This window comes from Pseudomonas sp. CGJS7, assembly GCF_036961695.1.
In genome coordinates, this window is record NZ_JBAMDI010000122.1 from 17,943 (window position 1) to 34,327 (window position 16,385).

Genomic DNA, 16,385 nt, shown 5'->3' on the forward strand with positions numbered 1-16,385 from the left:
AGGGGCTAAATGCCGCGAAATCGCCGCGAACCGAGCCCCTCTCCCGCTTGCGGGGGAGGGGTTGGGGTGAGGGCAAGCCAGCCCGATACACAAATCGGTCATACCCCAGGCCTAGGCTGGCAGGATGAACATCCTGATGCTGTCGGACGTGTACTTCCCGCGGGTCAACGGCGTATCGACCTCCATTCGAACCTTCGCCCAGTCGCTGGCGCGCATGGGCCACAACGTCACCCTGGTGGCGCCGGACTACGGGCCCGGCAGCGGCCAGGAGCTGCACGACAGCAGCGAATTCGAAATCGTCCGCCTGGATTCGCGGGTGATCTTCTTCGACCCCGAAGACCGCCTGATCCGCGCCCCCGAATTGCGCCGGATCCTGCCGCAGCTCACGCAGCGGCACTGGGACGTGATCCACATCCACACCCCATTCCGCGCGCACCGGCTGGGCGTGCGTCTGGCCGAGGCGACCGGGCGGCCGACGGTGGAGACGTATCACACCTATTTCGAGGAATACATCGGCCACTACCTGCCGTGGGCGCCGGTGGCGGTGCTGCGCTGGGTCGCGCGGCGGTTGTCGCGGTTCCTGTGCCACGGCGTCGATCACCTGATCGTGCCGACCGCGCAAATGGTCGAGGTGCTCAACCGTTACGGCATCGTCACCCCTTCGACCGTGCTGCCGACCGGTATCGATCTGGACGAATTCGCCCACGGCGACGGCGCGCGTTTCCGCGCCGAACACGGCATCGGCGCGACCCAACCGACCCTGGTCACGGTGAGCCGGTTGGCGGTGGAAAAGAACATCGCGTTTCTGCTGCTGGTGGCCAAACGCCTGATCGCGGATTTCCCCGACTTGATGTTCGTCATCGCCGGCGAAGGCCCCGACGCCGAACGGCTCAAGCGTCTGTCCAAGGAACACGGCCTGGAACGCAACGTGCGTTTCTTCGGCAACCTGGACCGGCGCACGACGCTGTTGGACGCCTACCGCGCCGGCGACGCGTTCGTATTCGCTTCGCCGACCGAAACCCAGGGCCTGGTGTTGATCGAAGCGATGGCGCTGGGCGTGCCGATCGTGTCGACCGCGGTGATGGGCACCGCGACGGTGCTGCGCGATGCGCGCAGCGCGGTGATCAGCGAAGAAGACGTCGACGCCTTCGCCGGCCACGTCGCCGGGGTGCTGCGTTCGCCGCAACTGCGCGCGCAGTTGTCCGCGGCCGGCCCGATCGATGCGCGCGCCTGGAGCACCCAGGGGCTGATGGAGCAGGTGGTCGTGTTGTATCAGCGTCTGGCGCAGGCGCCGCCCAAGCGCGCGGGCGCTTCGCAGCGGGCACCGCAGGCGGCGGGTTGAGCGCGCGCGCTCAGCGCGCCAGCCGCACCCGCGGCGCCAACGACAGTCCGAGCACGGCCAGGGCGAAGGCGATGGCGAAGCCGCACAGGTAGGCCAGGGTGTGCGAGCGGGTCAGCAACGCGGCGAACACGGATCCGCCGACGGCCAGCGCGGTGGCGGTGTAGATCGCATCGCCCAGATGCAACGCCGAAGAGTTGACGCCTTGCCGTCCCGGCGGCGACAGCTCCAGCATCAGCACCGACAAGGTCGGGGAGATCATGCCCATGCCCAGGCCGGCGGCGATCCAACCCGCGATCCCGACCGCCAGCGGCGTGTGCGGCTGCACCAACGTCGCGACCATGCCGATGCCCAGCGCCACCATCGCCATGCCCGCTTGCAGAAAGCGTTGCGGTGCGCGCGTCTCGGCGACCCGGCCGCGCAGCCACGAGCCGCTGGACCAACCCACCGCGCCCAAGGTCAGCACCAGGCCGGCCCAGGTCGCCGACAGGCCGCGTTCCTGCGACAACAGCAGCGGGATATAGGCCTCGGTCATGAAGAACGCGCCGGCGCCGATGCCGCGCAACGACACCACCGTCGGCAAGCCGCGCGCGGCGCGCAACGCGCCTGCGGGCAGCAGCCGCGAGGCGGCCAGCGCCAGCGCCAGCGTCGCCGGCAGCAGCCACAGCGCCGCGTTCCAGCCGCGTTGCTGGCCGCCGTAATGCAGCGCCAACAAGCTGGCGGTGGTCAGCAGCGCCCACAGCAAGCGGGTCGATTGCGCGCCGTGCGCCGGTTCGCTGGAACCCGCCGCCACTGGCCCGAGGCCGCGCAAGGCCGGCAGCACCCACAGCGACGCCACCGCCGCGGCGATGGGCACCGACAGGAACACCCAGCGCCAGCCGGCGTGTTCGACGATCGCGCCGCTGATCGCCGGCCCGACGATCGCCGGCACCACCCAGGCCGCGGCGAACGCGGCGAAGATCTTGACCCGCAAGCGCGGCGGATACACCCGCCCGACCACCACGTACAACGCCACCGAAATCAATCCGCCGCCGAAGCCCTGGACGATGCGGCCGGCGATCAGCAGCCACATCGACGGCGCCAACCCGGCCACGATCAAGCCCAGCGCGAACCAGGCGATGCCGTGCCGCAACGGCGCGCTCGGCCCGCGCTTGTCGGCCCAGGGGCCGGCGGCGACCATGCCGACCACGCTGGCCGCCAGGGTGCCGGCGAAGGCCAGCGCGTACAGCGGCAGGCCGTTCAAGGCGCGGGCGACGGTCGGCATGGCGGTGGTGATGGCCAGCGCTTCGAACGCGACCAGGGCCACCAGTGCGACCGCGCCCAGGGTCAGGCCGCGAAAGCGCGGCGCGAACAGGCCCGCGTCGTGGTCGGCCGCATCCGCAACGCCCGCCGCATCCGCCGACACAGGCGCTCCAGCGCCGTCCGATCCGCTCCGCAGCGCCAGCGTGCCTTCATCGGCGGGCGGAGCTGGAGCGCCTGTGTCGACCGACGCGGGCGATTCGACCCCAACGTTTTCGTCGCCATCGCCGCGCAAGGCCAAGCGCTCTTGGTCGGAAGATTCCTGCGCGTTCATGCGCTCAACCTCAGCGACGGCACCGCTTCGTAGACCATCAACACCACCTTGCCGCGCGCCGGTCCGCGTTCGACCGCGCGATGCGCTTCGGCGGCGCGGGTCAGCGGAAACATCTCGCGCACGTGCACCAGCAGACCGTGGGTTTCGTGCAGGCTCGCCAGTTCGGCCAGCCGCTCGCGGCTGCGCTGGTCGTGCGTCACCCGCAAACCCAGGCGGCGGTTGTGCGCGCTGTCGCGCAGTGTGGCGACGCGCGTGGGATCGGCGCTCAGGCCGATCCACGCAGCGAAGTCGTCGTCGCCGAGCGCATCGAACACCGCGTGCGCGCCCTGCGGCGCCAGTTCGCGCGCGCGGGCGCGGCCTTCGGCGCGGTCGAGCACCGGCAAGGCGCCGAGCGAGCGCAGGTAATCGTGATCGGCCGCGGCGGCGCTGCCGATCACCCGCACATCCCAGGCGCGCGCCAGTTGCACCGCGACCGCGCCGATGGCGCTGGCGGCGCCGTGGATCAGCAAGGTCTCGCCGGCGCTGACCCGCAGTTGGCGCAAGGCGGCGTGCGCGGTCTGGCCGGTGGAGGGCAGGGCGCCGGCCACGGCCCAGGACATGGTCGGCGGTTTGCGCACCACTTGCTGCGCCGGCACGGTCAGCGCTTCGGCGTAGCTCATCGCCGCGGCCCAGCCCATCACTTCATCGCCCAGCGTCCATTCCTCCACGCCTTCGCCGATCTGATCGACGACACCGGCGAATTCGTTGCCGATCCGGCGCGGGAACGGAGCCGAGCCGCTCGCCGCGGCGGCGCGGGCGAACTCGTGATCGATCTCGTGTTCGATTTCAGGCTCGCCCAAGCCGCGCCGCAGCGCGATGTCGCTGGGGCGCACGCCGGCCGCGCGCACCCGCACCCGGATCTCGCCCGGGCCGGCCTGCGGCATCGGCAGTTCTATCGCGCGCAGCACTTCCGGCGCGCCGTAGCGGTCGAAGATCACCGCCTTGACCTGGGTGTGGCTGGCGATCGCACTGGTCGCGCGAGGGTCGGCTTGGAAAGAGGCCATGACTTGACGCCGCAAGAGGATGGCGAGCAGGATAGAACCTCAATGTAACTTGAGGTCAAGCGCCTATGTGTCGCACCCTGTGCGGGTCGCCAACGCCGCCGTCCATCGCCATCGCGTCGGCCGCGGCGGGGCGGGCGCGCCGATGAGCATGGCGATGGAACTCACCGTCGGCCAGGTCGCCGAGCGTTCCGGCGTGGCGGTCTCGGCGCTGCATTTCTACGAGTCCAAGGGGCTGATCCACAGCCTGCGCACGGCCGGCAACCAGCGCCGTTACAGCCGCGACACCTTGCGCCGGATCGCGATCATCCGGGTGGCCCAGCGCGTGGGCATGCCGTTGGCGACGATCCGCGAAGCGCTGGACACGCTGCCCGACTCAAAGGTGCCTTCGCGCAGCGATTGGGCGCGGCTGTCGGCGGCGTGGAAGGACGAACTGGAACAGCGCATCGCCCACCTGAGCCTGATGCGCGACACCCTGGACCAGTGCATCGGCTGCGGCTGCCTGTCGCTGGACCGCTGCCGGCTGGCCAATCCCGACGACACCTGGGGCGATCAGGGCAGCGGCGCGCAACGCTGGGCGGCGGCCTTGCAGCAGAGCAAGCCGCGCCGCGGCGGCAAGAAGGCGTAACCGCGGTTCGGGCGAGGCGTGTTGCCGATTCGAATCCGTTCGCGCCCGCGACGGCGCCGCGTCGTACCATGTGCGTTCCCCTCCGCACGACGATGACGCCACGCCATGACCCTTTCGATGTACTCCGCCAGCGTTCCGGTGATCAAGCAGATGCTCGGCAGCCTGTCCGAGATTCTGGCCCGGACCGAAGCCCACGCCGCCGAGCGCAAGATCGATGCGGACGCCTACCTGCAGGCGCGGCTGTTTCCCGACATGTTCCCGCTGCTGCGCCAGGTCCAGATCGCCTGCGATTTCGCCAAGGGCGTCAGCGCGCGTCTGGCCGATGTCGATGTGCCGGTCTACGACGACAGCGAGCGCAGCTTCGCCGAATTGCAGGCGCTGATCGCCAAGACCCTGGCGTTCGTCGACGGCCTGGAGCCGGCGCTGTTCGAAGGCGCGCAAGACCGCGAAATCGTGCTGCGCCCGGGCACGCCGAAAGAGCGCCGGTTCGCCGGCGGCGACTATCTGATCCATTACGGCCTGCCGCAGTTCTTCTTCCACGTCACCACCACCTACGCGATCTTGCGCGGCAACGGCGTGGAGATCGGCAAGCGCGATTTCATGGGCAAGTACTGAGCGCCCGGCGCGAGCCGACGCCGGCAAAAAACGCCGGCAAAAACCGCTTCGAAACAGCCCGCTTCGGCGGGCTTTTTCGTGGCCGCAATTCAAGCGAAAAAAAGCCGCGCCGAATCGATTTTTTTCGACTGCGATCGCGCCCGGTCTCGGCCTCTGCGACGCCTTGCTGCGATCATGATTTCCCGTTGAGGACAGCAGGTCGCAACGGGTTCGGACAGCGACAGGAACGCGATCGCGGGCGCCTGGGCAATCACTGCCGCGCATCGATCGGCGCAAGGATGCGCAGTCCGGATTTCCCCCTGCGTTGCAACCCAGAAGGAGTTGGCATGCCGTACAAAAGTATCCAGGGGCCCCTCGTGCTGAGCCTGGCGCTGGTAGCGCTCGGCGCCGGCGCGTTCGGCGCCCCGCAATCAGACGATGTTGCCTCCGCCGCGGCGCGCTCGCTGCGACCGCACAGCACCCAATCCACCCAGGACGCCGACCGGGCGCGTTTCCAGCAAGCGGTCGCGGCGCGCGCCGACGGCGCTGAGGCGGCGCGCGAATCGGCGCAGGCCTCGGCCCAGCGCGAGATCCAGCGGCTGCGTCGTTACGAACCCTTGGCCGCGGCCGATCTGGTCACCCACAGCGTCGACGGCGCCGATTCGACCATCGCCCTGCGCGGTTCGATCGGCAACGGCCAAACGCTGAGCTACAGCCTGGCGCAGGCGCCGCGCCATGGCCGGGTCAGCATCGAGAACGGCCGCGCGACCTATCGCCCGGATCCGGATTTCGCCGGCGTGGACACCTACACCTATCGCGTGCAAGCCGGCCTGGAAAGCGTCGAGGCGGTGGTGGCGGTGACCTCGATCCGCGCACGCAGCCTGCCGGCGACGGCGGCCGCGGCCTTGTAATCGGGCCGCTGGTTACAAGCGCCGCTGCGTTGCGCGCAGCGGCGCCAAGGCTACCCCTCGGAAAGGGGTAGGGGACGGCTCCCGCGCTGGGCGCGCGAGCCGATACGCAGCACCTCGGGCCGGTCCGCGCGTCGCGCGGCCGTTCCGCCGGCCCTTCTCGTCGTGGTGACGGGTTCGGGCGGATCCCTCGCATCGCCGCCTAGCGCTGGCGTCCGCGGCGGATCGGGACGGGGGCTGCGCGATCCCCGGTGTCGGCCGGTCGCGGCGTTCGCAGGTCTTCCGCCTGCGCCGCCGCGGCCGGCACGGACCGAACCATTTGGACGTCTTTCATTTCCGTCAGTGATGAAAGGCTTTGCGGGCAGGGACGCCCGCCGTCGGGGCTCCGGCCGCCGTTGCCGCACTGGGCAGTCGGCGCGGCGGTCGGAGCCGGGCGATGCGGCCGCCGCGGCGCTCGCGTGGGCGGCATCGGCGCGCATCCAGGCGCCGGCCGGCCTCGCGCCCGCGCCGATTCGCCCAATGCATCGCAAATCCGCGCTCGGGGCTTGCATCTTGCGCGCCTGGGTACGACGATGCGGCCTCGGCTTGGGGAGGCCCTGAACGATGGAATTGCTGACGCTGGAACACTTCGCCGGACACGTGAACGAGACCTACTCGGCGCAGCTCAACGACAGCGAGGTGCCGTTCGTTCTGGTCGAGGCGCGCGCGCTGAGCACCCGTCCGCAGCAGGCCGAACGCATGCCGTTCTCGCTGCTGTTCCGCAACGGTTCTTCGTTTCTGTTCCCGCAGCAGATTTACATGATGCGCCACGACTCGATCGGCGAAGTCGGCATTTTCCTGGTCCCGGTCGCGCGCGAACGCGAGGGATTCCTGTACCAGGCGATCTTCAACTGAGTCTCGGCGCCGGGCTCGGCCCGGCGCGATAGCCTGTGCGTGCGGGCCGCGCTTGAGCCGGGCCCGCCGCTGGGTTCAAGCCAGTTCTCTGGTGCCGGTCTCGCGGGCATCGGGCTCGCGCAGATCCGATTCCCAACGCATCAGCGCGTGGGTAGGCAGCGCTTCCACCGCCACGAATCCCAGCCGCTCGTACAAACGCCGCGCGGCGTGATTGCCGTGTTCCACGTGCAGACGCATGCCGCGTCCGCGCGCGCGCGCTTCGTCCTGGGCCCAGACGATCAGCGCGCTGCCGATGCCGGCGCCGCGGACGCTTTCGTCCAGCATGATGTCGACCAACAGATGCTCCGGCGCGGTGCGTTGCAGGTACAGCCTGCCCACCGCCGCGCGTTCGCGTTCGATCACCAGAAAATCGGCGCGCTCGTAGTAACGCATGTAGTGCAGGTGCTGCATCTCGAACTGCTGGTCGAGAAACGCCAGCAGCGCTTGCTCGGGCCAACCCATCGGCGCGAATTCCGGCGTGCGTTGGCGCCGGTACAGACCGCGCAGCCAATCGATGTCTTCAGTCAGCGCCGCGCGCAGGCCGATCCCGCGTCCGCTCAGGGACGCGGGAAGCTCGAAGCGGCCGCCGGGCGCGTTGGCGAACGCGAGCGACGGCGTGGAGGGCTTCAAGGCGTGCACGGTGTTAAGAAAACGCCGGGAACACGCCCTGCAACGCGATGCAGAAATTCACCGCGAGGTAGGGCTGACGGTTCTCGTGCGGCTGGCCGCCGCCGGTCGGCTGAACCAGGGTCGGCGAGAACTGCGCGTTGGCCGCGGTGCCGGGGACGAAGGCGTTGGCGTTGGGCGAGCCGAGCGAATTGCCGGCGCTGGGCACGTCGGCTTTCTTGGACGCGACGTTCTGGTTGTACACGTTCACCGGGTGGGTATGGATGGGCATCTGCTGCGAGGTCAGGGTGATCGAATTGGAGCCGAAGGTCTGGCCCACATTGCGCGGGGTGAGGCCCGCGCCCTGGCCGGCGCTGGTGGCGGCGCGGTTGACGAAGTTGGGCAATTGGAAGGTGGTTTTGCCGTCGCCGCCGTATTGGGTGCCCAGCAGCGAGAACAGTGCGGTGTTCTGCTGGATCGGGACGATCTGGCCGGCGCAGAAGGCCCAGCCGCGCGGAGCGAAGTTGAAGCCGAATTGCTGGATCTGGGCGATATAGGGTTCGGTCATGACGTTGTCCTCTTTGAATCTGCCACTGCGCCCGCGCAGGGCGGCGCCGCGGTTGGGGCGATGGGGATCAACCTTGCGACGGGAAGATCCCGTACTCGGCGATGAAGTACTTGGCCGTCAGCGTCGGCATGAGGTTGTCGTGCGGCTGACTGCCGCCGGCCGTGGTCAAGCTGGTCGGATTCATCGCCAACGCACTGGAACCGCTGGTGTCGGTGACGTACATCGCGTCGCCGTTGAGCGCGCCCAGCTCCACGCCGGTGCCGATCTGGGTGGCGCTGGCCAATTGGGTGGTCGCCAGCAAGGTGTGGTTGTGCGCCGGCATTTGCTGGGTGATCAGGGTGACCGATTCGGTGCCCGACATCTGGCCGATGACATAGTTGCTCAGCCCGGGGCCGGTGCCTTGGTGGATCGGCACGCGGCCGCTCAGATTGGGTACGCCGAAGGTGGATTGGCCGTCGCCGCCGTAAGTGGTGCCGAGCAGGGCGAACAAGACGTCGTATTGGGCGATGGACAGCAACTGTCCCTCGCAGGGAATCCAGCCAACGGGGGTGCGGCCGAAACCGAACAGTCGGATCTCGCCGACAAAGGGCTCGCTCATGATTAGGTACTCCGAAACCTTGAATGCTTAGAGGTGCGGCCGCCTCGCGGCCGATGGGCAACGATCCGCGGCTCAGTCGCGCGACGGATAGATGCCGACGGTGGCGATGCAGAAATTGATCGTGAGGTAGGGCTGCAGGTTCGGATGCGGTTGGGTGCTGCCGCTGGGGCCGAGGGTGTCCATGGCCAAGGGCACCTGGGCCTGGCCGATGTTGGCGTAGATCGGCGACGGGGTGGTTCCGTAGAAATTGTTGGTCGGATTGCGGCCGGTGGTGGCGATGTTGACGCCGCACAGGTTGTGGTTGTGCGAGGGCAGTTGGGTCGTCAGCAGGGTGACGTTCTCCACGCCGCCGGTCTGGCCTATTTGATACGGCGCTGGACTCCAGCCCGGATCGGTCGAGCTGCCGGCGCCGACCGGCGTGCGGCTGCGCAGGTCCGGCAGCGCGAAGTTGGTGACCCCGTTGCCGCCGTATTGAGTGCCCAGCAACGAGAACAAGGCCTGGTTCTGCGCGACCGGCAGGAGCTGCCCGTTGCAAAGGGCAAAGCCCTTGGGCGCGAAATTGAACCCGACAGTGATGATCTGTCCCAGGAATACTTCTGTCATCTCTTCCCCCAGAGGATGTTTCCGGGCGCCGTGCGCGCTGCCGGATGAAATACCGTGCCTCCGCCGCACGCCCCGCCCGCGCACGGCGGAAACGGGCCGGTCCGACCGGGCCAGGCATGGCGCGTTAGCGCCATGACCTTGCTTAACGCAGAGCGGGCCGGAATGCGGCCGGTTTCGCCGCCGAACTGCGTAATAGGTCATGAAAAGGGGCACGCCAGGGGCACTAGGCGTGCGGACTAAAACCAGTTCGATCATGGGTTTACGGGCGCTTTCGGGGAGGACACCCGCTCGCGCGCCGTCAGGGGATGACCAACATGCAACAGCAGTCAGCGCGTCGCGCGGGCGATTCTTTCGTCTCGCGCCTGCATACCGTGCTCCGTTCGGGCTTGTTCGCGTTGTGCGGCCTGGCCGCGCTGTGGGCCAGCACCGCAACGGCCGCGCCTTCGGTGCATTGCCCGGTCATCAACATCTCGGTGGCCAACGGCGGCACCGTCGTCCGCGACGTCAGCACCTGCGACGGGCCGGCGAACTTCGGCATCGGCGTGGTCAACTTCAATACCGCGCACGGCAACGTCAGCACCAACAACGTCAATCAGAATCTGAGCGAGCTGACCTATATCCACAACGGCGACAGCGCGCTCAGCGATACCTTCACCTTCCCCGACGGCGACAGCGGCGATGTCACGGTCAACGTGACCATCGCGCCGGCGTCCAGCCCGCTCACGATCAATCCGGCGACCATTACGCCGCTGCTCGGCGTGCCTTACAGCCAGAGCATGAGCGCGACCGGTGGCGTTGGCACCTACACCTACGCGCGCACCGCGGGCACGCTGCCGGCGGGCCTGAGCTTCAGCAACGGCACCTTCAGCGGTACGGTGAGCCAGCGCGGCACGTTCCCGGTCGCGATCACCGTTACCGATCAGACCACGCCGACGCCGCTGACCACGGTCAAGTCGTATTCGATCGCGATCCCGAACAGCCAGCCGGTGATCGGCCCCGCGGTCCTGCCGCAGATGACCCGCACCGCGGCGTATTCGGCGACGCTGACCAGCACCGGCGGTTTCGCGCCTTACACCTATTCGGTGATCGCAGGCGCGTTGCCGCCTGGACTGGCGTTGGTGGGTGGCGTGATCAGCGGCACCCCGACCACGGCCGGCAACTACAGCTTCACCGTCCGCTCCGACGACAACAGCACCATCGGTCCGGGCGTGCCGGCGAAGGCGTTCGGCACGTTGGCCTATAACGTCACCGTCGCGGTCGAACCGACCATCGTGGTCAATCCGACCACCGCGGCCACGCCGGTGATCGGCGTCGCCTACAGCCAGGCCTTCACCGGCAGCGGCGGTACCGCGCCGTACGTCTATGCGCTCTCCGCGGGCGCCTTCCCCGGCGGGCTGACCCTCAACGCCACGACCGGCGTGCTCAGCGGCACGCCCAGTGCGGCCGGTACCTTCAATTTCACCGTGCGCGCGACCGATGCGAACGGATTCGCCGGCACCCGCGCCTACACCGTGGTGGTGGCGCCGCCGACGATCGTGGTCGCGCCGACGACGCTGCCTAACGGCAACGTCGCCGTTCCCTACGTCCCGAGCGTGTCCGCATCCGGCGGCCTGGGGCCGTACACCTTCGCGATCACCGCAGGCTCCGCGCCGATCAACGTGACCTTGAACAGCGACGGCACATTCACCGGCACGCCGACCGGGGGCGGTACCTATAACTTCACCGTCACCGCGACCGGCGCCAGCACCGGCACCGGCGCGCCGCATACCGGCTCGCGTGCTTACAGCGTCCTGATCTCCCCGCCGACGGTGTCGCTGCCGGCGACCCCGCTGGCCAACGCCACTCAGGGCATCGCCTACAACGCCACGCTCAATGGCGCCAGCGGCGGCACCTCGCCTTACACCTATGCGGTGACCGCCGGCGCGCTGCCGCCGGGCATCACCCTCAACGCCAGCAGCGGCGCATTGAGCGGCACGCCGTCCGCATCGGGCACGTTCAATTTCGCCGTCACCGCAACCGACTCCAGCGGCGGCAACGGGCCGGGCAGCGGACCGTACAATTCGGGACAGACCGGCTACGTCCTGCAGGTGATCAACATCCCGCCGGTGGCCAATGCGGTGTCGGCGTCGGTCGCCTACAACAGCGGCGCCAATCCGGTTACGCTCAACATCACCGGCGGCGTTGCGACCTCGGTCGCGATCGGCACCGCGCCCGCGCACGGCACCGCGATCGCTTCGGGTTTGAACGTCACCTATCAGCCCACCCCCGGTTACGCCGGCCCCGACGTCTTCACCTACACCGCGACCAACAGCGCCGGCACCTCGGCGCCGGCGACGGTCACCGTCACGGTCGGCAATCCGACCATCACCGTGACCGCATCGGGTCCGTTGACCGCGCAGGTCGGCGTGGCTTACACCCAGACCTTCACCTGGAACGGCGGCACGCAGCCGTTCACCGAGTTCGCGGTGCTCAATTTGCCCAACGGTCTTTCGATGACCGGCAGCACCGCCAACAGCGTGACCGTTTCGGGCACGCCGACCGCGGCCGGTTCGTTCACGCTGACCGCCTCGGCCAAGGATTCGAGCACCGGCAACGGGCCGTTCACCACCTCGCAAATCTTCAACCTGAGCGTGTCCGCGCCGACGTTGAACATGACGCCGCCGGCGAGCTCGCTGACGGGGACCTACGGCGTGGCCTTCAGCCAGACCTTCGCCGCCAGCGGCGGCACGCCCAATTACACCTACACCGTCTTGCCCGGGCCCACCAGCTTGCCGGCCGGCTTGACCTTGGATGCCACCACCGGCGTGCTGTCCGGTACGCCGACCCAGCCGAGTCTGCGCACGTTCTCGATCCGGGCGACCGACAGTTCCACCGGCGCCGGCGCTCCGTTCTCGCGCACGCAGAACTACGTGATGCAGATCAACCCGGCGAGCATCAGCGTCGATCCGCCGAGCTTGCCCACCGCGCAGGTCGGCGCGAGTTACAGCGCATCGGTCAGCGCCAGCGGCGGCATCGGGCCGTATACATTCGCCATTCCGGCCGGCAGCGAACCGCCGGGCCTGAGCATGGCGCTCGACGGCACCTTGAGCGGAACGCCCACCGCCGGCGGCAGCTTCAATTTCATGGTGATCGCCACCGACGCGAACGGACAGACCGGCAACCGCGCCTACATCTTCAGCGTGGCCGCGCCGACCATCGCGATCGCGCCGACCAGCCTGCCCAATGGCGGCATCGCTCAGGCCTACAGCCAGACCTTGACCGCATCCGGCGGCACCGCGGGTTCGGGCTATCAGTTCTCGGTTCCGCCAGGCGATCTGCCGACCGGACTGACGCTGGCGCCCAACGGCGTGCTCAGCGGTACGCCGAGCGCGGGCGGTACCTTCAACTTCACCGTCACCGCGACCGACAACAGCACCGGCACCGGGCCGTATTCGGGCACGCGCAACTACAGCGTGACCATTGTTCCGTCGACGATTCTGCTGCCGACGACGACGCTGCCCAATGCGACCCGCAATTCGCCTTACATCGGCGCCATCGGCCCGGCCACCGGCGGCACCTCGCCGTATTCGTACACGCCGTCGGGCACCTTGCCGCTGGGCTTGACGTTCAGCGGTTCCGGCCAGATCAGCGGCACGCCGACCCAGCCGGGCACCTACACCTTCAGCGCGACCGCGACCGACAGCAGCACCGGCACCGGCCCGTACACGTCGGCGCCGCAGAGCTACACGCTGGTGGTCGAGGACATCGTGCCGGTCGCCAATCCGGTGCTGCCGCGGCCGACGGTCGCTTACGGCGGCGGGCCGATTTCGATCGCGACCGGGCCGTACATCACCGGCGGCACCGCCGCGTCGATCGCCATCGCCACGCCGCCGGCGCACGGCACCGCAAGCGTCAGCGGTCTGAGCATCAGCTATCAGCCCGACGCCGGTTACGCGGGCGACGATCCGTTCACCTACACCGCGACCAACAGCGTCGGCACCTCGGCTCCGGCACAGATCAATGTGCAGGTGCTCAACCCGACCATCAGCATCGCCGCCTCCGGCCCGATGACCGGGCAGGTCGGCGCGGCCTACACCCAGACCCTGACCTGGTCCGGCGGCATGGCGCCGTACGACAACTTCAGCGTCGTCGGTCTGCCCGACGGCGTGACCGTCGCCGGCAACACCAACGACAGCGTCACCTTCAGCGGTACGCCGACCCAGGCGGGCAGCTTCAACATCACCGCCAGCGCGCGCGACAGCAGCACCGGCAACGGCCCGTTCACCGCCGGCCAGGCGTTCGTGCTGACCATCGGCGCGCCGACCCTGTCGATGACCCCGGCCCCCGGCAACCTGCCGATGAACTACGGCGTCGCCACCACCATCAACTTCGCCGCAGCGGGCGGTACTCCGGGCTATACCTTCAGCCTCGTCGCCGGCTCGTTGCCGGTCGGCGTGACCATGACGTCGGCCGGCGTGCTCAGCGGTACGCCGACGGTGCCGGGTAATTACAACCTCACCGTGCGCGCCGTCGATTCGAGCACCGGCCTTGGCGCTCCGTTCCAGATCGATCAGAGCTACACCATCGTGGTCGCCACGCCGACCATCGCGATCGATCCGCCGAGCTTGCCCAACGGCACCGCCGCGGTGAGCTACACCGAGCAATTCAGCGCCAACGGCGGCGTCGCGCCGTACACGTTCTCGATCAGCGCCGGCGCCTTGCCGGTCGGCATGAGCATGAACTCGACCGGTGCGTTGAGCGGCATCCCGCGCAGCGACGGCAACTTCAGCGTGACCATCACGGCGACCGACAGCAACGGCCAGACCGCTTCGAAGGTCTACACCTTCACCATCGCCCCGGCGACGGTGGTGATCGCCCCGGCGACGCTGCCGGGCGGCGTGGTCGGCACCGCGTACAGCCAGAGCTTGAGCAGCAGCGGCGGCATCGCGCCGTACACGTACGCGATCGCCTCGGGCAATCTGCCGAACGGCTTCAGCTTCAACTCGGCCGGCACGATCAGCGGCACGCCGACCACCGCCGGCAGCTACACCGCCAACATCCGCTCCACCGACGACGCCGGTTACAACACCACCCAGGCGTACACCATCGTCATCGCCGACGCGGTCCCGGTGGCGGTGGACGACAGCGCCAGCACCCTGGCCAACCAAGCGGTCACGGTGAACGTCACCGCCAACGACACCGGCATCATCACCGCGGTCGCGGTGGATGCGGCGCCGAGCCACGGTACGGCCACCGTCAGCGGTCTCAACGTGGTCTACACGCCGGCCAACAACTACTTCGGCAGCGACAGCTTCACCTACATCGCGACCGGTCCGGGCGGCAGCTCGGCGCCGGCCACGGTCAGCATCACCATCAACGCCTTGCCGGTGCCGGTGGGCCAGCCGCAGAACGTGACCACGCTGTCGACCCAGGCCGTCACCATCGACGCGGCCAACGGCGCCAGCGGCAGTCCGTTCACCGGCGTGACCTTGCTGGCGCCGCCGAGCTCGGGCACGGCGGTGGTGCAGGGCACCCAGATCGTCTACACCCCGGCGGCCGACGCCAGCGGTCCGGTCGCGTTGAGCTACACCCTCAACAACGCCTTCGGTCCGTCCGCGCCGATCACCTCGACCATCACCGTCAACCCGGTGCCGGTGGCCGCGCCGCAGCGCGTGCGCACCATCGCCGGCGCGACGGTCACGGTCGACCTGACCCTGGGCGCGCGCGGCGGTCCGTTCACCAACGCGACCCTGGTCTCGGTGACTCCGGCCACGGCCGGCGAAGCCTCGATCAGCGGTTCGGCCGGCGTCTACCGACTGCGTTACAGCCCGCCGATCGGCTACTCCGGCACCACGGTGGCGACCTTCACCTTGAGCAACGCCTACGCCACCTCGGCCAACGCGACCATCGAGATCGACGTCGCCCCGCGCAGCGATCCGTCCAAGGATCCGGAAGTGCTGGGCATCCTCAACGCCCAGACCGAAGCCGCGCGCCGTTTCGCCAACTCGCAGATCGGCAACTTCCAGCAACGCATGGAAGGTCTGCACGACGGCGGCACCTCGGGCACGCGCTTCGACAACGGCCTGAGCTTCTCGATCGACCCGCGTTGCCGCGACGAAGCGCGGCGCACGCCGGGCAGCGATTGCCGTCAGCAGACGCTGGGCGACGAAAGCGCCGCGCTGGAACCCAAGCCGGCGGTGGAAGGCACCGGCCCGCAGTACGGCATCTGGACCGGCGGCACCATCAACAGCGGCAACCGCGACGGTCGCGGCGGCGGCTCGGCCGGCCTGGACTTCGAGACCAGCGGCATCAGCCTGGGCGCCGACTACCGGGTCAACCGCAACTTCGCCTTCGGCGGCGGCCTCGGCTACGGCCGCGACGACACCGAAGTCGGCCAGCGCGGCAGCCGCAGCAAGGGCGAGAGCTACAGCGCGGTGTTGTACGCCAGCTATCACCCCGGCGAGAGCTTCTACCTCGACGGCTTGCTGGGTTACCAATGGCTGTCGTTCGACTCGCGCCGCTACGTCACCGACACCGGCGGCATGGTCCGCGGCAGCCGCGACGGCAACCAGTGGTTCGCGTCGATCTCCGCCGGCATGGACTACCAGCGCGATCGCCTGCGGGTCTCGCCGTACGCTCGCCTGGACGTGGCGCGCGCGACCCTGGACGGCTACACCGAGCAGGGCGACGCCCAGTACGTGTTGAAGTATCAGGACCAGGACGTGGACACCACCACCACCAGCCTGGGCCTGCGCATCGACTACCGTTACCCGGTGCGTTGGGGCACGTTCGCGCCGCAGCTGCGTCTGGAATACCAGCACGACTTCCAGAACGACGGCTTCGCCACGATGAGCTATGCCGACATGGTCGGCGGCCCGTTCTTCCGCGCCCGTCTGGACGGACTGGACCGCAACCGCTTCGTGTTCGGGCTGGGCGCGGTGCTGCAGACCGAGCGCGATTGGGCGATGCGGTTCGAGTACCGCGGCTTGTTCGGCAGCGGCAACGATGACGACAAC

12 protein-coding genes are annotated in these 16,385 nt (G+C 68.9%); 6 read left to right on the forward strand and 6 right to left on the reverse strand.

Annotated elements, in window-relative coordinates:
- The first annotated feature begins 124 nt into the window (after positions 1-124).
- Positions 125-1,342, forward strand: coding sequence for a glycosyltransferase (locus tag V7787_RS42430; protein WP_336093616.1), 1,218 nt, complete (start codon positions 125-127; stop codon positions 1,340-1,342).
- Between the two features lie 10 nt (positions 1,343-1,352).
- Here V7787_RS42430 and V7787_RS42435 read toward each other — a convergent pair whose 3' ends face one another.
- Both V7787_RS42435 and V7787_RS42440 read right to left on the reverse strand, forming a co-directional pair.
- Positions 1,353-2,912, reverse strand: coding sequence for an MFS transporter (locus V7787_RS42435; RefSeq protein WP_336093618.1), 1,560 nt, complete (start codon positions 2,910-2,912; stop codon positions 1,353-1,355).
- The gene (locus V7787_RS42440; protein ID WP_336093620.1) at positions 2,909-3,955 is read right to left on the reverse strand and encodes an NADP-dependent oxidoreductase; all 1,047 of its coding nucleotides are present in this window, start codon (positions 3,953-3,955) and stop codon (positions 2,909-2,911) included. The genes V7787_RS42435 and V7787_RS42440 overlap by 4 nt, the downstream gene beginning before the upstream one ends.
- 148 nt (positions 3,956-4,103) lie before the next feature.
- On the opposite strand from V7787_RS42440, the gene soxR reads away from it, so the two are divergent.
- The 4 genes from soxR to V7787_RS42460 all read left to right on the forward strand — a co-directional run bounded on the left by soxR (position 4,104) and on the right by V7787_RS42460 (position 6,976).
- Positions 4,104-4,580 (forward strand): redox-sensitive transcriptional activator SoxR, encoded by a 477-nt coding sequence (gene soxR / locus V7787_RS42445; RefSeq protein ID WP_336093630.1) that lies wholly within the window; start codon positions 4,104-4,106, stop codon positions 4,578-4,580.
- Positions 4,581-4,685: 105 nt separating this feature from the next.
- Complete coding sequence (locus tag V7787_RS42450; protein ID WP_336093621.1) at positions 4,686-5,195, forward strand: DUF1993 domain-containing protein; 510 nt, start codon at positions 4,686-4,688, stop codon at positions 5,193-5,195.
- A gap of 326 nt (positions 5,196-5,521) precedes the next feature.
- The gene (locus V7787_RS42455) at positions 5,522-6,085 is read left to right on the forward strand and encodes an Ig-like domain-containing protein (protein ID WP_336093622.1); all 564 of its coding nucleotides are present in this window, start codon (positions 5,522-5,524) and stop codon (positions 6,083-6,085) included.
- A 600-nt stretch (positions 6,086-6,685) separates the two neighbouring features.
- Positions 6,686-6,976, forward strand: a complete 291-nt coding sequence (locus V7787_RS42460; protein ID WP_336093623.1) for a DUF6916 family protein — start codon at positions 6,686-6,688, stop codon at positions 6,974-6,976.
- 75 nt (positions 6,977-7,051) lie between these two features.
- On the opposite strand, the gene V7787_RS42465 is transcribed toward V7787_RS42460, so the two are convergent.
- The 4 genes from V7787_RS42465 to V7787_RS42480 form a co-directional block, all read right to left on the reverse strand.
- Positions 7,052-7,645 carry a GNAT family N-acetyltransferase gene (locus tag V7787_RS42465; RefSeq protein ID WP_336093624.1) on the reverse strand — a complete coding sequence of 198 codons (594 nt, stop codon included), beginning with the start codon at positions 7,643-7,645 and terminating at the stop codon, positions 7,052-7,054.
- Between the two features lie 13 nt (positions 7,646-7,658).
- Entirely contained in the window at positions 7,659-8,189 is a 531-nt protein-coding gene (locus tag V7787_RS42470; protein WP_336093625.1) for a phage tail protein, read from the reverse strand.
- A gap of 67 nt (positions 8,190-8,256) precedes the next feature.
- Positions 8,257-8,787: a phage tail protein gene (locus V7787_RS42475; RefSeq protein ID WP_336093626.1), complete on the reverse strand. Its 531-nt coding sequence runs from the start codon at positions 8,785-8,787 to the stop codon at positions 8,257-8,259.
- 72 nt (positions 8,788-8,859) lie between these two features.
- Positions 8,860-9,390 (reverse strand): phage tail protein, encoded by a 531-nt coding sequence (locus V7787_RS42480; RefSeq protein WP_336093627.1) that lies wholly within the window; start codon positions 9,388-9,390, stop codon positions 8,860-8,862.
- Positions 9,391-9,704: 314 nt separating this feature from the next.
- Here V7787_RS42480 and V7787_RS42485 point away from each other — a divergent pair.
- Positions 9,705-16,385: putative Ig domain-containing protein (locus V7787_RS42485; protein ID WP_336093629.1), on the forward strand; the 6,681-nt coding region annotated here is incomplete at its 3' end.